This window comes from Allosediminivita pacifica (assembly GCF_003054175.1).
Classification (GTDB): domain Bacteria; phylum Pseudomonadota; class Alphaproteobacteria; order Rhodobacterales; family Rhodobacteraceae; genus Allosediminivita; species Allosediminivita pacifica.
In genome coordinates this window covers 20,868-42,699 of record NZ_QBKN01000002.1, presented here as the reverse complement: position 1 = coordinate 42,699, position 21,832 = coordinate 20,868, and the positions used below count along the sequence as shown (strand labels likewise).

The 21,832-nt window shown below is 69.9% G+C and carries 5 protein-coding genes (1 of these 5 running past the window's edge); all 5 read right to left on the bottom strand.

Going from position 1 to position 21,832, the window contains the following annotated elements:
- Positions 1-6 precede the first annotated feature (6 nt).
- Tightly spaced (each overlapping or abutting the next), the 5 genes in view from C8N44_RS01755 to C8N44_RS01735 form a layout consistent with a single transcriptional unit that may run on beyond the window.
- Positions 7-6,318 (bottom strand): type I polyketide synthase, encoded by a 6,312-nt coding sequence (locus C8N44_RS01755; protein WP_158273982.1) that lies wholly within the window; start codon positions 6,316-6,318, stop codon positions 7-9.
- A complete protein-coding gene (locus C8N44_RS01750; protein ID WP_107974648.1) occupies positions 6,315-7,184 on the bottom strand; it encodes a DMT family transporter in 870 nt (289 codons plus the stop codon). The genes C8N44_RS01755 and C8N44_RS01750 overlap by 4 nt, the downstream gene beginning before the upstream one ends.
- Positions 7,181-13,762: a type I polyketide synthase gene (locus C8N44_RS01745; protein ID WP_107974450.1), complete on the bottom strand. Its 6,582-nt coding sequence runs from the start codon at positions 13,760-13,762 to the stop codon at positions 7,181-7,183. Before C8N44_RS01745 ends, C8N44_RS01750 begins: the two co-directional genes overlap by 4 nt.
- Complete coding sequence (locus tag C8N44_RS01740) at positions 13,759-21,231, bottom strand: type I polyketide synthase (protein ID WP_107974449.1); 7,473 nt, start codon at positions 21,229-21,231, stop codon at positions 13,759-13,761. Before C8N44_RS01740 ends, C8N44_RS01745 begins: the two co-directional genes overlap by 4 nt.
- Positions 21,228-21,832, bottom strand: the final stretch of a protein-coding gene (locus tag C8N44_RS01735; protein ID WP_107974448.1) for a type I polyketide synthase. The gene runs 3,757 nt beyond the window's last position; 605 of the gene's 4,362 nt are visible here — the last part of the coding sequence; its start codon lies beyond the right edge, outside the window; it ends in the stop codon at positions 21,228-21,230. Before C8N44_RS01735 ends, C8N44_RS01740 begins: the two co-directional genes overlap by 4 nt.

Sequence of the window (21,832 nt, the reverse complement as noted above, 5' to 3'; positions counted from 1 at the left end):
CAAGGATCAGATCAGGCTTTCCTCCCATTCCTCCACGGGCGCGCTGTCTTCGGCGTTTTGCGAGGCCGCGAGCGTGGCATTGAGCTGGGATGCGGTTGTCGCCACCGTGGCTTCCCCCAGCAGATCGCGGATCGACAGCTCGATGCCCAGGTCGGCGCGGACCGAATTCCGGAGCTGCACCGCCATGAGCGAGTCGAAGCCGAGGGCTGAGAAGGGGCGATCGGCGTCGAGCGCCGCCGCGCTGTAGCCGAGCACCCGCGCCACCTGCGCGGTGACGAAGGCCAGAAGCAGCGCGGGCCGTTCCGAGGCAGTTGCCGTGAGAATGCCCTGAGCGCCGAGATCGGCCTCCGCGTCGAGATCCACCTCGGCCTGTGGTGCATGCTGGTCGAGAAGCGCCTTGACCCGGGGCGTGCCCTTGGCGGCAAGCATCGCAGGATCGAGGCGGGCGATCATTCCGAAGGGATGGCCTAGGCCCACCACCTTCTCCAGCGCATCGAGCGCTTCGTCGTTGCCGAGCTGGCCGAGCCCGACGCGGGCCCAACGTTCGCGCACCGTGTCCGACAGTCGCGAGGCCATGCCGGACTCGCCCCAGGCCCCCCAGGCGACGCTGGTGACCGGACGTCCGGCAGCCCGCTCGGTGGCGGCAAGGCTGTCGAGCCAGGCATTGGCCCCCGCGTAGTTCGCCTGTCCGGGCGAACCCATGATGGCCGAACTCGACGAGTAGAGCACCACGAAATCCAGAGGCGCCCGCCGCGTCGCGGACAGCAGGTTGCGGGCGCCCTCGATCTTGGGACCTGCCACGCGCGCGAAGTGCTCCCGTGTCTGGTCCGCCAGTGGCGCATCGTCGAGCACCCCGGCGGCATGCAGGATACCTCGAAGCGGCATTTCCGAAGCCGCAAGCTCTGCAACCAGTGCTTCGACCGACGCCGGGTCCGCGACGTCGCAAGGAAGGGCGCGCACGCGTGTTCCGTGCGTCTGCGCAAGCTGTTCGGCAAGCGCCCGGGCCTTGGCCCCTGCGCCGGAGCGGCCGACCAGGATAACTTCGCCTGCACCACGGGACGCCAGCCGGTTGGCGGCGGCCAGTCCGATCCCCGACAGGCCACCGGTGACGAGGTAGGCGCCATCCGGGCGAACCGGCATGGACGCCCCGGGCTGCGGTTCCGGCAGCAGGGCCACCTTGCCGGTGTGCCGGGCATTGGCCATGAAGCGGAAAGCCTCGCGCGCGTCGCCAAGCGGGAAGGCCTGAACCGGAAGCGGCGCGAGCCTGTCTGCCTCGACATCGGCGAGGATGCTCTCGAAGGACCGGCGCACTGCAGCCGGATCAGCAAGGATCTGTTCGCCGAGATCCACGACGGCATAGCGCACGTGCGGTGCGCGCTCGGCGGCCTCGGCCGGCGTCCAGATGTTGTTCTTGCCGATCTCCAGGAAGGCGCCGCCAGGGCGCGTCACGCGCATGCCGGCGTGGATCATCTCGCCCGAGAGCGCGTTGATCACCATGTAGACGCCTTCGCCGCCCGTGATCTCCATCACGGCATCGCCGAAACTGTCCGAGCGGGAGTCGAAGGCGTGGGACGCCCCCTCGCGCAGCACGAAGTCGCGCTTGGCCTGTGATCCGGCGGTCGCGATCACCTCGGCACCGGCGCGCACGGCGAGCCGCAAGGCCGCCAGCCCGACACCGCCCGCGGCCGCATGCACGAGCACACGCTGCCCGGGCCGGAGCCCGCCCGCCGTCTCGTAGCAGAGCGCCGCGGTCAGGTAGGTATTCGGGATGGTGACCGCGTCGGCGAAGGTGATCGCCTCGGGTTTTGGCAAGGTGAAGCGCGCGCCGACGGTCACATGGGTCGAAAAGCAGTCGCCCGCCAGGGCCACGACGGGGTCGCCGGGTTTCAGGTCGCTGACGCCCTCGCCGACGCGAGCGACGATGCCTGCGCATTCGCTGCCAAGCGCGCCCGCGTCGCCCGGATACATGCCGAGCGCATTGAGGACGTCCCGGAAGTTGAGCCCCGTGGCGCGGATCTCGATCTCGACCTCGCCCGCGCCGGGCGCCTTGCGGGCCTCCTCAACAAGCTGCAACTGGTCGAGATCCCCGCGCTCGACGATGCGCAGAACCCGCCGCTGGTCGGCGGGCAGGGCCTCGGGGGGCGTGGTCGGGCGCAGGCGCGGTGCGACGAAGCCGCCCGATCGCAGCGCCAGCTCGGGTTCTTCGCCCGATAGCGCCAGGGCGTCGGAGATGGCCCCGGGATCCACGGGCGCCAAGGGATCTAGGTCAAGCTGCACCAGCGGCGCGGTGCGGCGCTCCACGTCTATCACGTGGCCGAGTCCGACGATGACACCGCCGTCCGGATCGGGCGCTTCCTCGGGGCCGACGGCCCGCGCCCCGCGTGTCACGAGGCAGAGGCCGATGGTCTGATCGACGGAATCAAGCATCTGCACGGTCGAAAGCACCTCGCCATAGGCCTCGGCGGCCTCCGGGGTCCTGTCGACGGTGGTGCAGTCGATGACCCAGGTGGGCGTCTCCTCCGCGATGGCCGCCGCCAGGTCCTGCACCATGGCAAACCGCGCGCCAAGCGCCGTTGCGATCTCCGCACTGGCAGGGCCACCGTCGCCCAGCACCAGCAGGCCTTCGACCGCCTCGGCCTGCGGTCGCTGCACATCCTCCCAGGCGAGCGCCATGGTTTGAAGCGCGATCCGCTCGACCGCCAGCATCTGCGACAGGGCCTCGGCGGTGGCGACACGTGCGTGAAGCCCGTCCACATGCGCGACAATCTCGCCTGCCTCGGTTTCGAGCGTCAGGTCGGCGACGATCTCGTTGCTGTCCTGCGCGCGCAGCCGTGCGACCACGCAGAGCTGTGCCGGGGCCGGACGGTGCCAGTGGATGGCGTCGATCTCGACGGGCAGGTAGAGCAGCTTTGCCTCGCGGTTGCTGACGATCGCGCTCACGGTGTGGAAGGCGCAGTCAAGCAGCGCGGGATGCAGGCGATAGCCGCCCATGTCCGGGATCTCGGCTGACAGGTCGATAGTGCCGACCGCGATGCCATCGCCTTTGTGCAGTTCCGAAACCCCGAGGAAGGCGGGACCGTAGGACACGCCAAGCTCGGTCAACTCGTCATAATGTGCGGCGACGTCCACAGGCTCGGGGCAGAGCTTTCGGGCCTCGGTGGCGCGGGGCAGATCGCGAACCTGACCACCTGAATCGGCAGAAAGCGTCACCTGCGCCAGCGTCCGCCAGTCGGCGTCGGGCTCGGCAGGAACTTCGCGGATGGTCAGGCCGAAGGTGCCGTCCTTGGCCCGTGCCATCTCGGTATGGACGTTCCTCAGTTCGCCCTCCGGTAATGCCAGCGGCGCGTCGATGCTCAGGCCCTTCGCCACCACCGTCCGGTCTCCGAGCGTGGCCGCTGCCGCGGCAAGCGCCATCTCGACGTAGCCGGTGGCCGGAAAGATCACGTGATCGAGGATCGTGTGATCGGCAAGATAGCCCGGCTCCGTCGTCCCGAGCGTGCTGAGAAAGGCGCGGTTGGGGGGGGGCGTCGTCTGGACCGACCCGAGCAGCGGATGGATGCTGTCCATCTGCCGCGCCGAGACCTGTTTCGGCGCCTCGAACCAGTAGCGCTGGCGTTGGAACGGGTAGGTGGGCGCGGTAATCAGCTGCCCGCCCCTGTCGCGGTAGACGCCGGACCAGTCGATCTCTGCGCCTGCGGCATAAACCTCGGACAACGCGCGCAGCGTGGTCGCGGTGTCGTCCTGGCCCCGGCGAAGCGTCGGGACGCTGCGCCATCTGGCCTCTGGGCGGGCCCGCGCGGCAAGACCCAGAAGGGCCGGATGGGGGCCGATCTCGACAAGGATGTCGGCACCGGCGGCCTCGACCGCCGCCATGCAATCTGCAAAGCGCACCGCGCCGCGCGCGTGGTCGCGCCAGTAGCGGGCATCCGGGGCTTTTCCGGCCGGGTAGGGTGCACCGGTGAGGTTCGAGATGATCTTGAGCCGGGGAACCTGGTAGTTCACGCCTCCGGCAAAGGTCTCGAAATTGTCCAGCATGGGGTCGAGCAGGGGCGAGTGGAAGGCATGGCTGACGGTTAGGCGGTTGGCCGAGATGCCCTCGGCCTCGAGTTTGGCAAGCGCAGTCTCGACGGCCGCAGCTGTGCCTGAGATCACCGTCTCGCCCGGAGCGTTGATGCCGGCGATCGCGATTTCGGCCTCGCGTCCGGCAAGAGCCTCTGCCACCTGCGCTTCCGATGCAAAGACCGCGGCCATGGCGCCACCGGTCGGCAGGGTCTGCATCAGGCGGCCGCGCTCGGCCACCAGCCGCAGGGCATCTTCGTGGCTCATGACGCCCGCGAGGCAGGCCGCCACGTATTCCCCGATGCTGTGGCCGACCACGATGGAGGGCTCCACCCCCCAGGACCGCCAGAGCTCGGCCATGGCATATTCGACGGCGAAAAGCGCGGGCTGGGTATAGGCGGTTTCGGAGATCGGGCTGCTCTGGGCGTCCGCCGGATAGAGTACGTCGACCAGCGGGAGTTCCAGCATATCGGCAAGCACGGCGGCCGAGCGGTCGATGGAGGCCCGGAACACCGGCTCGGACTCGTAGAGCCCGCGCGACATGCCCGCGTATTGCGAGCCCTGTCCCGTGCAGAGGAAGGCCACGCGCGGGGACGCGCCGGCACGGGCGGTGCCCGTCGCCGTCCCGGGAAGCGGCGCGCCATCGGCGAACGCACGCAGGCCCTCCCGAAGCTCCTCGACATTGCGGACCACCAGCGCAGCGCGCTTAGACAGGTGCGACCGACCCACCGCCAGCGTGCGCGCCAGGTCGGCAGGTGCGGGCGCATCGGCACCCGACAGGAAATCCGCGTGACGCCGGGCCAGATCTCGCAGCCCGGCCTCTGTTCCGGCCGACAGAGGTACCGGCAGGAGGGCACCGGCGGCCTCGACGAGGGTCGGCCTCACGGGGGCCTCCTGAACGATGACATGGACGTTCGTGCCGCTGAAGCCGAAGGCGCTGACACCCGCCCGGCGCGGAACCTCGCCCCGGGGCCAGGCTTCGGCCTCGCCCACCACCTTGAGCGGCAGACTTTCCCAGTCGATCCCCGGGTTGGGTTCATTGAAATGAAGCTGCGGCAGCAGTGTCTCCGACTGCAGGCAGGTGATTACCTTCAGCAGCCCACCGACACCCGAAGCCGCCTCGGCATGGCCGATGTTTGTCTTGAGCGAACCTATGCGCAGCGGCTTGTCGGGGGCACGCCCCGCGCAAAGGATGGAGCCGAGCGCCCCCGCTTCGATCGGATCGCCGATCGGGGTGCCGGTGCCGTGGGTTTCCACATAGTCGATGTCCTGCGGCTTCAGGCCGGCATTCGAGAGCGCGCTTTCCAGCATCTGCTCCTGGGCGGGTCCGTTCGGCACGGTCATGCCGCTCGACCGACCGTCGGAATTCGTGGCCGTGCCCACGATCACGCCGAGGATCGGATTACCGTCCGCCTCGGCGTCGGACAGTCGCTTGAGCGCGATCATCCCGCAGCCTTCGCCGCGGGCGAACCCGTTCGCCGAGGCATCGAAGGATTTGCAGACGCCGTCCGGCGAAAGCATTCCCCACCGCGAGAACATCACCATGGCGTCCGGCATCGTGATCACCGCCACGCCGCCTGCAAGGGCGACGTCGCTTTCGCCCCGACGCAGGCTCTGGCAGGCAAGGTGGATCGCGTTGAGCGAGGACGAACACGCGGTATCGACGGCGACGCAGGGACCGTTGAAGCCGTAGGTGAACGAGATGCGCCCCGCCGCGGCGTTCAGCGCGCCGCCGGTTGCCGCGTAGACGTCTGAATCTCGGATCCCCGCCGCATACATCAGCCGCGCGTATTCGTTGGTCGAAATGCCGACGAAGACGCCAGTGTTGCTGCCGGCAAGGCTGTCGGGCGCGATGCCGGCGGTTTCCATCGCTTCGTGCGCGGTTTCCAGCAGCAGCCGGTGCTGCGGGTCGAGCGAGACCGCCTCGCGCGGGGAGATCCCGAAAGCGCCGGGATCGAACTGGTCGATCTGGTCCAGAAAGCCGCCCTGCCGCGTGATGATCTTGCCGAGCGCGTCGCGATCCGGCGAGTAGTATTCATCCGCGTCCCAGCGCTCGGCGGGTATCCTGCGGACTGCGTTGACCCGATTTTCGAGCAGGGTGCGGAAGTCGCCAAGGGTTTCGATTCCGCCGGGATAGCGCATGCCGTATCCGACGATCGCAATCGGTTGCGTGGCCGCACGCTCGGTCCGCTCCAGGCGGGCCTGGAGCCGTTCGATTGCGCCGAGGGCGTCTCTGAGCATTTCTCGATTGTCGTTCATTGGCTTTCTCTCGCGCGGAAACCGAAACGGATTCTGATGAATGGGGTGATGCAGGCGAGGCAGACCGCTGTCAGATAGAACAGCGTACGCCTGTCGGGAAAATGGTGTTCGGCGATCCAGCCAAGGCTGAGAGCCAGCGGGACCTGTGCCAGAATGAGCGGGGCGGTATCCTTCAGCGGGGCCGAGGCCGTGGCGACGTCGAGGAACCAGAGCGCCACAAGCCCCAGCCCGCCAATGCCCGCGATGATCGGGAGGTCCGCCAGGCTCGGCATCTGCCAGACCATCGGCATGACAGGGGTCAGCGCGACGAAAACGCCGAGTGCCGTATAGAACAGGTTGGTGCGCGTGCTCTCGTGGCGCAGCGACCGGGTCATGACGACATAGATGCTGAAAGACGCGGTCATGCCGATCAGGGGGAGCCATTCGGTAAGGCTGGGCATGACCACCCCCGAGAAGATCGCCGCTGCCGCCAGTCCGCCCACGGTGGCCGCCACCCAGAGCTCCCACCGGGGACGCTCGCCGAGAAACAACGCCGAGAGCGCGATGATGAGAAACGGTGCGCTCCAGAAACCGCCATAGACCACGGCCTCGGAATGCATGCGCGTCGCAAGAACCCAGGACAGCGGCATCACCAGCATCATCATCGACCGCAGAAGCTGATAAACTGGCCGCCGGGTCCGGATCAGCCCCACGGGCTCGCGCCACGCGAAGATCGCCATCAACAGGAGCAGATGAACCAAGTAGCGCGTCCAGACGACCTGCAGGGCAGAGTACCGTTCCAGGACCATGGCGCCGAGCATTTCGACCACGGCCCAGAGGAACAGGAACCCCAGAAGGAACAAGATGCCGCGCACGCGTCCAGTCATTGAAGTTCCTCCAGTCTGGCCCGAAGCCGCGCGACGAGGTCCTCGTCGTCGAGCGTGCCGATGTCGTCTTGCGGGGGGGTGGTCGCGGGGGCCGGCGCGGGTGGCGGGCCGGCGGCCGGGCGCTCGGCTGCATCGAGCCGCGTCAGGATCAGGCCCGCGAGGGCACTCACCGTGGGGTGGTTGAACGTCAGGGTAGCGGGCAGCGTGAGCCCCGAGATGCGTTCCAGCCGCGTGCGCAGTTCGACCGACATCAGGCTGTCCATGCCCATGTCGAAAAGCCCGCGGTTTCGCGCCACGTCGTCGCCGGAGGTTCGGCCCATTGCGGCCGCGGCCTCTGCCGCGACGGCGCTTTCGATGATCCCGAGGCGAGCCGCCGCGGGGGCGTTTTCGATCTGCGAGCGCAGATCCTCGGACTGGTCTATGGGCTCGGCCTCCTCGGGCTTGGTGATTGCGGGCAGGGTCGGGGTGGCAGGACTGCCCAGTTGCGACAGCATCGGCCGCGGGCGGCGGGTCTCGTGCAGGGTGACCAGACGCTCCCAGTCGATGGAGGCCACAAGACTGTGGTCGGCGGCTCCGCCGGCCAGTGCGAACAGCGACTCCAGTGCGGCGTCGGCTGGCATGGGCCGAAGCCCCTGCGCGTCGTAGGTCTCCCGCCTTTCCTCCGAAGCAAGGCGCATCGTTTCCCAGGTGCCCCAGCCGACCGTAAACGTCCGCAGGCCCTCCTGCGTCGTGCTCGCGTCGAGAAAGGCGTTCGCGGCGGCGTAGTGCGCAAAGCCCGGGGCCCCAAGAACCGAGGTGGTCGAGGAGAAGAGCGCGAGGAAATCCGCGCCCTGTTCGGCAAGCAGGCGCTGCAATGCCAGCGTCCCCGAGATCTTCGGCCTCAGCATGGCCCGCACGCTCTCCTCGTCGAGGTCGCCCAGTGGCGCCGCGTCGAGGTGCGCCGCCGCGTGGAAAACGCCGCGCAGGGGCGGGCCGTCACGGGCGATCACTTCAAACGCCGCGCGGAGCGAGGCCTCGTCGGTGACGTCGGCCTGCAAAGCCAGCGCCTCGCCCCCGGCGTCGCGGATTGCGGCCATCGCAGGGCCGTCCTCTTCGGGATTGCGGCCCAGAAGCGCCACACGTCCGGCGCCGCGCTCGGCCAGCGCCTTGCCGAGCAGCGCGCCGATGCCGCCGAAACCACCGGTGACGAGGTATGTCCCCGCTGGATCGAGGTCGCGGGGCAGGGCCGCATGGGCCGTCACTTCCCCAAGGCGCGGCACGTAACGGGTGTCGCCGCGCCATGCGACCTGGTCGTCATCATCCCCGAACAGCACGCTTTGCGCGATGGCCCGCGCCTGTGCCTCCGTGGTGGCGGCGGGGTCGAGGTCGACCAGCCCGCCCCAATTCGCCGGCACCTCCAGCGCCGCGACACGGGCCAGCCCCGCGACGGGCGACTGCCAGCGGCCACCGCCGTGCGGAGCTTCCCCGACCGCGTTCATGCCGCGCGTGGCGATCCAGAGCCTCTGGCCCGTCCCGCGCGCGGCAAGATCCTGAAGCCGCTTCATCGGCGACAGAACGGCAGCCTCCTCGATCTGGCGGTCGAGGCCGGGTGCGGTCTCGGCAAGCCCGGACAAGCGCAGCACCGAAAGGTCGATCAGATCATCGGCCTCGGCGGTCTCTTCGAAGACCTCCGCGCCTTCTTCGGCCAGCGTCCTGACAAGGGCGGCGCCAAGATCTCCTGCCTCGCCCAGAACGGCCACGCGGCGGGGCGTGGCAAACGGCTTGCGCGCGGCGATCAGCATCTGCTGCGCGGCACCCCGGCCAAGATCCTCGGACCCGCCGACTGCGGCCACGCCGGTCAGCCCGCTGCGCGCCAGCAGCTCGCCCCAGTCCTGCGGCGCGATCAGCGGATATTCGGGGCGCAGATCGTGGTCGGTGAAGCGCCACCAGCCCGGCGTCATGCCGAAGGTCACGTCCACCCAGGGCTCGGGCCGAACGCCTTCCAGCAGCACCAACGCGCCACCGGGTGCCAGCAGCCCCGCCGCATGCGAAAGGGCCGTGCCAAGGTCGCGCGTCGCATGCAGCACATTTGCCGCGAGAACGATGTCGTAGCCGCCGGGGGCCAGACCCTGCTGCGCTGGGTCCCGTTCGATGTCGAGAACCCCGGTCGTGAAGCCGTCGCGACCTCCGAACCGATCCCGTGCCGCCTCGAGGAAGTGCTCGGAGAGGTCGGTGAAATGATACTCGACGGCATGGCCATCCAGCGCCTTGAGCGCCTCGTGGGTTGTGCCGCCGGTTCCGGCGCCGATCTCGAGAACGCGCAGGGGCTGGTCCGGTGCGACATCCCGTGTCAGGTCGCCGAGCAGCGCGCCGAGCGCGCCGTTGTACGTCCGCGCAAAGGGGGCGTCGACATAGAGCTCCCGCGCCTCGGCCAGCGACCCGCCCGGGAACAGGCATTGGAGCGCATCGGCGGTTCCGGCCAGCACACCGGCTAGCGCGCACCCGCAGCGTTCGAGGATCGACAGTTCCGGCGTGCGGCCGAACTCCGCCTCTGCCTGGGCATGACGCGCGGCGGCGTCGACCTTGGGCAGGGCGCGCACCTCGACTTCGTTGCCGTCGAGAGCGATCAGAGCGGCGTCGGAAACGATCTGGAGCAGCCGGCGGAACAGGCGCCGCTGCCCCGGGACCACGGCCAGAAGGTCGGCCAGTGTCTCCACCTCGTGACGTCCGTCCGGCAGGGTATCCCAGCCCAGTGTCTGCAGCGCCGTCACGATGTGGGCGCGCGTGATCTCGTCCAGCGCCGGAAGTAGCCGGTCGTAGAGGTCCAACCCGTTCCGGGCGGCGAGTCCGTCGAAGACCTGTTCCAGGCTGGCTTGAGCCGCCTCGGGCGCGCGCAGCGCATGGGCGGCGGTCAGGGCAAGGGGCGCCTCCTGCCACTCGATCCGGTAATGGCGCGGCGCCTCCGTCACGCGATGCTCCGCTGCGGTCAGGCGGATGCCCTCCAGCGTGCCGATCCCGGTTCCGTCCTCGGCGTATAGCGTGACGTCCACCTCGTGAAAGGCGCCGTCCGACCCGGGCCTTAGACGGGCATGGCACCGGCAGCGATTCGGCAGCGGGCCCGCCAGCGACACCGAACCGATGCCGGTCAGGAAAAACAGCCTTCCGTCGCGTGCCAGATCTTCCGGCAGGGCGGCGCCCGCGGCCTGAAGCACACCGTCGAGCAGTGCCGCATCGCAGAAGGGCGTCTCGATCCCCGCGGCGCCCTCCGGCCGTCCGATCCGTGCGATGACCTCTCCGTCCTTTCGGTGCAGCCGGTCCAGCGTGCGGAACCGTCCCGAAAGCCGGATACCGAGCGCCTCCAGCCGTTCGAGATGCGTGTCCGCTGCGTCTTGTCCGCTGAGCTGTGTCGCGGCGGTCTCCATGTCCGGCCGTTTCGCGGGCATCCCGTCGCGGTGCCACAGCAGGCGCCCCGAGGCGTGTTTCACCCAGTCGGCCCCGGTCGCGCCCCGCGCGCGGCTGTGGATCACGAAGGAGAGGCCTCCGTCGGCCTCCGGCGTGAGCCGGGTCTGGACGGCACGCGGGGCGTCCTCCACGTGCAGCGGCGCGAGGATCGAGAAATCGGCGACGTCCCATTGCGCCTTGGACATTGTGGCCTCTGCGGCGGCCACGGCCAGCGACAGGTAGACGGGCCCGGCTACGATGGCACTGTCCCGCACACGGTGCTCGTTCAGCCATGGCTGAAGCCCGGTCGAGAGACTTGTTTCGAAAATCGGCTCGGGCGTGTCGAGCCGCCCGCCGGGGAAGCCACCGTCCGCCCCCAGCGCAGGACCCGCCGGGCGGGTGGTCTCTGCGGGCTCGATCCAGAAGCGTTTGTGCTCGAAAGGATAGGTCGGCAACGCGACTGGTCGGGGCCTCTGTCCCTCGAACGTTGCGGCCCAGTCGACGGGCATGCCCTGCACGTAGAGGCCCGCCAGGGCGCGCGACATCTCGGCCCAGTCGTCGTGGTCGCGGCGCAGCGAGCCAAGGTAGACCGGCCGCTCGGCGGTGGCGAGCGTGTCGGTATCACGCGCGGCCAGCGCCGCAAGCACCGGGTGGGGCCCGAGTTCGAGGAAGGTGCGATGTCCTTCGCCGCGCAGCTGCGCCATGCCCTCGGCAAATCGGACGGGCTCACGCAGGTGGCGCCGCCAGTATCCCGCGTCAGGGGCGCCCGCGGGCAGGGCACGACCGCCGGTCAGGTTCCATGCCACGGGGATCTCGGGCGCATGCGCCGCAATCCCGGCGGCGGCGCGTTCCATGTCGTCCAGCGCACCGTCGACCATGGGGGAGTGGGCGGCAAAGGAGATGTGTAGCCGGTGCCCCCGAACGCCCGCACGTTCGAGATCCGACAGCGTGGCGTCGATGCCGCGCGCACTGCCCGAGATGACCACGCTGTCGCGCGCGTTGACCGCTGCGATGGAGACTGCGTCGGCGTAGGGCGCGATTGCCCGCCGCGCGTCGTCCTCGCTCATGAAGAGCGCCGCCATGGCGCCGCCTTCGGGCAGGCGCGACAGAAGGCTCCCACGCTCGGCCGCCAGCCGGAGACCGTCCTCGAGCGTGAAGACGCCAGCGATGCTCGCCGCGGCGAGTTCGCCCGCGGAATGTCCGATAACGGCCGCCGGTTCGATCCCCCAGGAGCGCCAGAGCGCCGCAAGCCCGCATTCCACTGCGTAGAGTGCGGGCTGCGTCCAGTCGGTGCGGTGCAGCAGGGCGTCATTCCTGGCCCGCCCCTGCATCACGTCGATCAACCGAAGTCCGTCTTGGGCACCAAACTCGGTATCGCAGCGTTCGATGATCTCGCGGAAGACAGGCGCACTCTCGAACAGGGATCGCGCCATGCCGGGGTACTGCGCTCCCTGTCCGGTACAGAGAAAGACAACACCCGTGCTCTCGCCGGGCTCGACCCGACTGCGCAGCGCCCTCTCGTCGGGACGGCCCGCGGCCACGGCGTCGAGCACCTCGGCCGCCTCGCGCGTGCTGCCGGCGATGATGGCCAGCCGCTCGGGCAGGTGGGCCCGGCCGGTGGAAAGCGTTGCCGCGGTGGCCGCGAAATCCGGGGTGGCGTCGGTCATGGCCTTGCCGAGCTGTGCCGCACTGGCCGTCAGAGCCGAAGGCGTGCGGGCCGAGAGGGGAAGGCAACGGACGTGCTCAGGGCCCGGGATCGCCGGCTCCTGTGGTGCGGATTCGAGGATCACGTGGGCGTTGGTCCCGCTGAACCCGAAGGAGCTCACTCCCGCGATGCGCCGCTCGGCCCAGGCGGGCCAGTCCCGCGCGGTTGCCGCGATGCGGATGCCGGTCGCGTCCCAGTCCACTTCCGGGTTGCCTTGGTGGAAATGCAGGTGCTGCGGGATGCGCCCGTTCTGCAGCGACAGGATCGTCTTGATCGTTCCGGCGATGCCCGCCGCGCTTTCGAGATGGCCGAAGTTCGTCTTGGCCGATCCGACGACCAGCTCTCGGCCCGGGGTACGGCCCTTCGCAAGCGCCGCCGAAAGTGCGCGGATCTCGATCGGATCGCCAAGCCGCGTGCCGGTGCCGTGCGCCTCGATATAGCCGACCTCTTCGGGCGCGACGCCGGCGTCGGCCAGCGCCGCGCGGATCACCGCCTCCTGCGCGTGGCGGCTGGGCACCGTGAGCCCCGCGCTCCGGCCATCCTGGTTGAGCGCGCTGCCGCGGATCACCGCGCAGATGCGGTCATTGTCCCGCTTCGCATCCTCGAGCCGCTTCAGTGCTATGACTCCGCAGCCCTCTCCGCGGGCAAAGCCGTCCGCCGCTGCGTCGAAGGCCTTGCAACGGCCGTCGGGGGCGAGCATGCCCGCCTTGGACAGCGACACCATGGTGTCGGGTTCGCAGATGACGTTCACGCCGCCCGCAAGCGCCAGATCGCAGGACCTGTTGCGCAGCGCCCCGATGGCCTGGTGCAGCGCGACCAGAGAGGACGAACAGGCCGTGTCCACGGTGATCGCCGGCCCCGTCAGCCCCAGCGCGTAGGAGATCCGACCGGCCGCAACGCTCGGCGCGTTGCCCGAGGCCGCATAGGCGTCGATGCTCTCTGCACCGCGCTTCAGGACGCGCTGGAAATGGTCGCTGTTGCAGACCCCCACGAAGACGCCCGTGGCGCTGCCCGACAGGCCCTGCGGGTCGATGCCGCCGTGCTCCAGCGTTTCCCAGGCGACCTCCAGCAGCAACCGCTGCTGCGGGTCCATGGTCGCAGCCTCGCGCGGGGTGATGCCAAAGCTCTCGGCGTCAAAACCCGCAACGTCGTCGAGAAACCCGCCCAGCTTGGCCGACATCCGGCCCGGCGCGGCGGGATCGGGATCGAACCAGTCGCCGCTGTCCCAGCGTTCGGCCGGGACCTCGGAAATCGCCTCGCGCCCCTCGTCGAGAAGGCGCCAGAAGTCGTCCGGCCCGGTGATGCCGCCCGGAAAGCGGCAGCCGATGCCGACCACCGCGACGGGCTGCCTCTCGCGGCGGCCCGCCTGTTCGAGTTCCTCGTTCAGGCGCAGCGCAAGGACGGCAAGCTGCTTCTGCGAGAGGCCACGGATGCGTTCGAGAAAGCTGCTCATGCCTCGGCCTCGTCGTTCATTGTGTCTTCCAGCCCAAGCATGCGCTCGAGCTCCTCATCGCTGAGGGTATCGAGCCCGGCGAAAACATCGCTCGACGGCGCTGTCTTTCGGGTACTTTCAGGGGGCACTGGCGTGGCCGCGGGGGCGATCTCGGACATCAGGAAATCGCCAAGCGTTGCAAGGGTCGGGTTCTCGAACAGCAGGGTGGCTGGCAGGCGCATGCCGAGCGACCGCCCCAGCCGGTTGCGCAGCTCGATGGCCAGAAGCGAGTCGAGCCCGAGTTCGCCGAAGGGGGTCTTCGGGTCGAGCCTGCGGCCCTCCGGCAGGGCAAAGGACTTGCGCACCGTGACTTCGAGGAAGGCGTCAAGCACCTGCCGCTTGCGCGCTGGCTCGGCCGCGGCGAGCCTTTCCAGGATGTCGTCCTGCGCTTCGGTCTGGGTGGCCGGAGCGGTGCCGCCGGTTTGCGGCCTCTCCGGCGCTGCGGCCCGCTCGCCGGTCGGGAAGACAGGGTTGGGGCGACCGCCGCGCCAGGTGTTCAGCTTTGTCCAATTGACCGGGGCGACGATCACCTCGCCCCGCGCCTCGCCCATGAGGTAGGCGCAGGCGGCGCGTCCCTCCGCGGGGCTGAGCGCCCCCACGCCCTGATCGGCGAGCCGTTCGATGGTGTCCGCACCGGCGGCGGCACCGATGCCGCTCCACGGACCCCAGGCGATGGCGAGCCCGGGCCGGCCCTGCGCGGCCCGCCTGCGCATGATCGCGCCGAGCGCGGCATTGGCCGCGGCATGGTTGGCCTGCGCGGGCGAGCCCAGCACCGCGGCAAGCGAAGAATAAGCGCAGAAGAGATCCAGCGGATCGGCGCGCGTCAGCCGTTCCAGCAGCAGCGTCCCGGTGACCTTCGCGGCCATCACGGCCCCGATAGTCTCGCGGTCCTGCGCCATCAGGCCCGCATCTGACAGCGTGCCGGCGGCATGGATCACGCCGCGGATCGGCGGGCCGTCCTGTCGGATCCGGGCGAGCAGGGCCGTCATGGCCTCCGCGTCGGCCACGTCGACGATCTCGGCGTCGATCCGCGTCCCGCTTGCGCGCAGCCCTTGCAGGATGGCCTCGGTCTCGGGGCCCGGGGGGCGGCGCCCGATCACGACGATCCGTCCGGTGCCCTCTCCGGCCAGTCTCTCCACGGTGTCGAGCCCGAGGCCGGTGAAGCCGCCCGTCACGATGTAGGTGCCAGAGGCGCGCACCGCGACCTTCGGGCGGTTCCGCAGGGCGATGACGATCTTGCCGACATGGCCGCCCCGCGCCATCAGCCGGAAGGCCGCGTCCACCTCGTCGATGGCAAAGCACTGCCGCGGCAGGGGCGCCAGCCGCCCTGCGCTAAGCTCGCGCGTCACGCGGCGAAGGATCGCCCCGATCCGCTCGGGATCGGCCTCGGCCACATGGCCCCAGTTGACCGGAATGTGCTGCACCCCCGGGGCGAGCCCCTCAATCTCCGACGGATCCCGCAGATCGCGCACACCGAGTTCGATCATGCGGCCGCCTTCGGCGAGCGCGCGCAGGCTGGCTTCTGCCATCTCTCCGGTCAGCGAATTCAGGACAAGGTCGACGCCCTTTCCGCCGGTGGCCTGCACGACTTCTTCGAGAAAGGCGGGTGTGCGAGAATCCATCACCGTCGCCACGCCGAGCCCGCGGACCACGTCGCGCTTTTCGTCCGACCCCGCGGTGGCAAACACCTCGGCCCCGGCGGCGTGGGCGATCTGTACTGCGGCCATGCCGACACCGCCCGCCGCCGCGTGGATCAGCACGCGGTCGCCGGGTCCGATGTCCCCCAGTTCGCGCAGGCAGTAGTCCGCGGTCACGAAGGGGATGGCAAAGGCCGCGCCATCGACCATGTCGAACCCCTCGGGCAGGGGCGTGGCAAGCGCGGCGGGCAGGGTCACGTGCGAGCCGAGCGCGCCCGGCACCATGCCGATCACGGCATCGCCCGGCGCAAGCCCGGTCACACCGTCGCCGACCGCCACCACGCGGCCCGCGCATTCGCCGCCGAGCGGCGGCGCGCCGGGATACTCGCCAAGTGCGTTCAGAACGTCGCGGAAGTTCAGGCCTGCGACCTCGACTTCGATCTCGATTTCACCTGGTCCGGGCGCGCGGCGGGCGCGGGGCCGGCATTCGAGGTGCTCCAGCGTGCCGGGCAGGGTGGCCTCAAGCCCCCAGGGCTCTTGCGGCACCTCAGGCGCGGCGGGCGCCGTCCAGGGCTGGAGCCGGGTCACCTCCGGGGTCGCGCCGTGCAAGATCACCTCGGGCTCATCGCCCCCGTCGAGCAGGACCGCGGCAATCGCGTCAACGTCCGCGCTGCCGGGGGCGAGTTCGATCCGACGGCAGCTCACGTCGGGCAGTTCCAGCGCGACACTGCGCGCCAGCCCGGCCACGCCCGCTTCACCGGCGCGCGGCGTGTCGTGGCGGCCCTCGACAGGCTCGGCGCCCTGGGTGATCAGCGTCAGCCGGGCCGCGGGCTGGGCCTTCGCCGCCTCTTGCACGGCTTCCAGCGCGTTTGCCACGCGCTCGGCCGCCGAAAGGTCCTCGGAGCCGCCGAGAATAACCACCTGGTCGGGCGCCGCTCCTGTCACTGCGGATAGGTGCCCTTCAAGTACCTCGGCCTGTTCCCCCACGGCCCAGAGCGCTTCGGCCAAGGGCCGGGCAAGGTTGTCGCCGCCGGGTACGATCAGCCAATGCTGTCCACACGTCCCGAGATGCTCTGCCACCAGAACCGCCTGCCGCCCGCGGCTTCCCGGCATCGCGGGGTCGCCGTCGAGCGCCGCGGGCGCCGAGAAGCCCGCCGACCTCAGCACGTCGAGCCATCGCTCCCGATCAAGCAGCGGGCCCTCGCTGCGCAAATCTGTATCCGAATAGAGCCACCATCCGGGGGTCAGTCCGACCGTCAGGTCGAACCAGCGCTGCGGGGTCGTGACCTCGAGCAGGACCAGCCGCCCGCCGGGGGCCATGACATCGCTGATCCGACCAAGCGTCGCTGCAAGATCGCGGGTCGCGTGAACCACGTTCGCGCCGATCACCACATCGACCGAGCCCGCCTCGATGCCTTGCGACACCAGATCGCGCTCGAGGTCGAGCACCTGGAAACGCATGCCGTCCCGGTCCCCGAACCGCTCCCGTGCACGGTCGACAAAGCTCGGCCCCACGTCGGTGAAGGTGTAGTCAACTCCCTCCGGAAGCCGTTCGAGAACACGCGCGGTGGTCCCGCCCGTGCCGCCGCCGATCTCGAGGATGCGCAGCGGACGGTTCGACGCGGCGAGGCTGGCCAGGATCTCGGCGATCAGACCGTTGAAATAGGTCGAGGTCGGCACCGCGCCGTAAAGCTCTTCGGCGGTGCTGGTGTCGCCGCCGGGAAACAGCAACTCCAGCGCGTCGGTGCGTCCACGCAGGGCGTCTTGCAGCCCGGCTCCGGCGCGCAGAAGCATCTCCACCTCGGGCAGGGCCGCGCGAGGGGCAAGCTGGCGCAGCTCACCGGCCACCTGTCGTGGTTCGGGCCGGTGCTGGACCGTCCAGCCCGCTCCCTCGTGGTGGATGTCGCCAGCCTCGGCAAGGATGCCAAGCAACCTTGTGAAAAGGCGCCGATGGGCGGTCGATATGCCGAACTCATCGGCAAGCGTCTCCGCGTCGAAGTGCGCCCCCGGCTCCGGCTGCCACCCGAGCTTCGCGAAGCAGTCTCGCAGGATCTCGACGCAGGCGGCGTCCATGCCCTCGGCAAAGCGGTCATAGGCGGCAAGCCCGGCATGGTCGGCCAGCGCGGCGCTGTGCAGGGTGGCGGCGTCGACGAGTTCGGCCGGGGTGGGAAATACCGGACGCGCGACCCGGTCGGTGACGTAGAGCGCCTCAGAAAGCGGCCGCCCGGCTGCCGTCAGAGCGGGTTGCGTGGAAAGCCGCCGCAGGCGCAGGCCCGTCAAAGCCAGCACAGGCGTGCCGTCCTCGGCCTCCGCACGGATGTCTGCCGCCAGAATGTCCGCCCCCGCGCGGCGGACGCTGACCCGGGCACGGGTTTTCCGGCCGGGATCCGACCCGATTTGCGCGCGGTCGATGGCGAAAGGCAGGAAGGCCCCGCCTCCGGTCTCCCGCGCGGCGCCAGTCGCGGCGATCAGCTGCAGGCAGCCGTCCAGAAGCAGCGGATGTATCGGCAGGCCGGGCTCTGCCCGGATTGCTTCGGGCAGCGCGATGTCGCCGAAAGCCATGTCTTCTGCGGCCTGAAGCCGCTGGATAACCCGGAACGCGGGGCCAAGCCCGATGCCGCGAGCGGCGAGGCCCTCGTAGAAGCCTTCCGGGTTGATCTCCCTCCCGTGTCGCGGCCCGGCGGGCGTCTCGATCGGCTGCGCTTCGGCGGAACGTGCAGTCGCATGACGCGTCCAGTCGTCCTCCCCGTCCGCGCGGCTGAATACCTCGATCCGGTCGTCGTGGCGGATGGTTTGAAGCGCTGTGCCCCGCTCACCTTTGGGCAGGGACAGCGGCGCTTCGAAAACCACGTCCTCCAGCGCGCCAGCCTGTGCAGCGGCCATCATCGACAGGAAAGCCGCGCCGGGCAGAATAACGCCCCCGTTGACCACGTGATCGCCGGCCCAGTCGGAGCTTGCGACCGAAATTTCACCGGCGCGGATTTCGACTCCGCCAAGCGCCACGGGCAGCGGCGCGCCGCTGAGTCCGGTGGGGGCTGGCGCCCCCTGTGCCTCGGCACGGGGCGCGATCCAGTGCCGGTCGCGCGCAAAGGGATAGGTGGGCAGATCGGTGACCTGACCGCCGCGAAGACGCTCGACCTCGTGCCAGTCCACCCGGACGCCCGACGTCCAGAGCGCGCCGAGCGCCGCCTGCATCTGTTCCCACTCGCCGCGCCCGCGCCGGAACGAGGCGAGGAACGCCATGCCGTCCCCCGTGCCTTCGACGGCCAGTGTCTCGCGGGCAAGCGTCGTCAGCACGGGCTGCGGCCCGATCTCGACCAGGACGGTCGCGCCAAGGCGGGCGATCTCTGCAGCGCCCTCGGCGTAGCGGACGGGATCGCGCATGTGCCGGCGCCAGTAGGCCGGTCTGCCGATCGTTTCCGCACCGACGCTGCGCCCCGTCAGGTTCGAGATGAGGCGCCGGTTTGGCGCGCCGAAGGAGATCCCGGAGGCGGTCGCCTCGAAGGCATCAAGCGCCGGGTCGACCAGCCGCGAATGGAACGCGTGCGAGACAGGCAGCCAGCGAAAGTCGATCCCGCGGTCGGTCAGCAGCTCTGCAAATCTGTCCAGCGCGTCCCGCGCGCCCGAAACCACGGTCTGATCCGGAGCATTGACGGCGGCGACATCGGCCTCGTCCCCGAGCAGCGCACGCACGGCATCTTCTGGTGCCGCGACCGAAAGCATGGCGCCGCCCTCGGGCAGCTCGTCCATCAGCCGCCCCCGTTCTGCGACGAGATCGAGCGCATCCTCGAAGCGCATCACGCCCGCCAGGCAAGCCGCCGCGAATTCGCCCACCGAATGGCCGATAACGATGTCAGCCTCGACGCCCCAGGAGGCCCAGAGCTCTGCCAGCGCGTATTCGAAGGCGAAAAGCGCGGGCTGGGTGTAGCGCGTCCGGTCCAAGAGACCCTCGGTCCCAGGCGCGCCGAACATCACGTCCAGCAGCGGCGTTTCCAGTCGGCCCTCAAGCCGCTGGGCGGCCCGGTCGAGAACCGCGCGGAAGACCGGCGCCCGGTCGTAAAGCTCACGGCCCATCCCGGCGAACTGCGCGCCCTGTCCCGTGAAGAGGAAGGCGATGCGCGGCGTGTCGCGGACGGGACCTGCGACAGGTGCCTCGCCTGAGGCGAGTTTTTCGAGCCCCGGCAGCAGGTCACCCGGCGTGGTGCCGGACACCGTCGCGCGGTAGGCGAGCTGCGCGCGTCCCACGTTGGCCGTCCGGCAGACATCGTCGAGCGCCGGGACCTGGGGTTCGGACAGGCGTGCCGCGTGACGCGCGGCGAGGGTGCCAAGCGCCTCGCGGCTCGCGGCGGAAAGTGCCAGCAGGGCGGGGGCCTCGTCCTGTTTTCCCTCTGCCATCTGGGGCGCTTCTTCGAGGACGATGTGGGCGTTGGTCCCGCTGAAGCCGAAGGAACTGATCGAGGCGTAGCGCGCGCCGCCGAGCGGCTCCCAGGCTTCGGGTTCGGCCGGGACGCGGATGGGCAGCGACGACCACGGGATATGCGGACTGGGTGTCTTGAAATGTAGGTGGCGGGGAATGCGCCCCTCGCGCAGCATGAGCGTGAGCTTGATCAGCCCGGTGATGCCTGCCGCGCCCTCGAGGTGGCCGAGGTTGGTCTTCACCGACCCGACCACGAGCGGCGTGCGCCGCCCGGCAAAGACATTGCCGAGCGCCCGCATCTCCTGCGGATCGCCAAGATTGGTACCCGTGCCATGGGCTTCGAGATAGCCAAGCTGGTCGGGGCTGATGCCGGCATCCTCCAGCGCGGCGCGGATCACCGCCTCCTGCGCCGGGCCGCTGGGGGCGGTCAGGCTGCTCGACGCGCCGTCCTGGTTCACCGCGCTGCCGCGCAACACGGCCAGCACGCGGTCGCCATCGGCCTGCGCATCGGCGAGCGACTTCAGCACCACAACACCGCAGCCTTCGGCCCGGGCAAAGCCGTCTGCGCTGGCGTCGAAGGCCTTGCACCGCCCGTCCGGCGCCAGCATGTGCGCCCGCGACAGGGCCACGAAGAGTTCCGGCGACAGCATCAGGTTGACGCCACCCGCGATGGCCATGCGCGCTTCGCCACGCCGCAGCGACTGCACCGCCTGGTGCACGGCGACCAGCGACGAGGAACAGGCGGTGTCGACGGTTACGCTGGGGCCTTGCAGCCCGAGCAGATACGACAGGCGCCCAGACAGCACGCTGTGGGCGATGCCGGACGTGAAATGGGCGTCGAGCAGTGCCCGATCCCGCGAGGCGACCTGCAGGTAGGTGTAGTCCGACGAGGTTGCGCCGACGAAGACGCCCGTGGCCGAGCCCTGCAGCGTGTCGGGTGCGATGCCTGCATGCTCCAGCGCCTCCCAGGCCGTCTGCAGGAACAGCCGCTGCTGCGGGTCCATGCTGCGCGCTTCGCGCAGCGAGATCCCGAAAAGCTTGGCGTCGAACTCGTCGATGCGGTCGATGAACCCGCCGCGGAGGGTCGAGATATGTCCCTCGCGGTCCGGATCGGGATCGTAGAACGCCTCGTGGTCCCAGCGTCCGGCAGGCACCGGCCCGGTTGCGTCGATGCCCGCGTCGAGCAGCTCCCAGAAGGCCTCGGGCCCGTCGGCGCCCGGCACGCGGCAGCCGATGCCGACAATGGCAATCGGTGCGCGGGCGGCTTCGCGCAGCCTGCGGTTTTCCGCCTCGGCCACTTCCAGCGCGATGAGCGCGCGTTTCAGCGGCGAGAGCTGCGATTGGTTGGCCGCGATGGCGGGGTCGGGGGTGTTCATCTGTTCAACCGTTCAAGGAGTAGCGCCTCGACTTCTTCTTCGCTCATCGCCTCGATTTCCGAGGTGCGGGCCGATGGCGCGGAGCCGGCCGCGCGGGCGGCAGAGGCGCCGGTTGCGGCCGGGTGTGGGGCCTGAAGCGTGTCGAGGTAGGCGGAAAGTGCGTCGATCGTGGGGTGATCGAAGACCACCGTGGCGGGCAGGGGGGCGGGCAGGGAAAGGTCCTGCGAGAGGAAATTGCGCAGCTGCACGGCCATGAGGGAATCGAGCCCGAGGTCGAGAAGCCGTTCGTGGCCGTGCGGCGGCTGATCCGGATGCCGCCGCAACAGCCGCATGACCCGGGCCCGGACAAGATCCGCAATCGCGCGGGGCCTTTCGCGGGGCAGCGCGTCGGCGATAGCGTCGACAAGCGGCGCGATCTCCACGTCGGGGCCTGTGGTTGTAGCACTTTGCGCGGCCTGGGCCGGGGGCGCCTCGGCACCTGCCTCGCCGTCGAGCGGCGCGCGCGCGACGATCAGGTGTTGTCCCACGGTCTCGGCGGCCATGCCGGCGCCGGGCCAAGCGTCGGCCCGGTCGAAGCCCGCTGCTTCCAATGCGCCGAGCC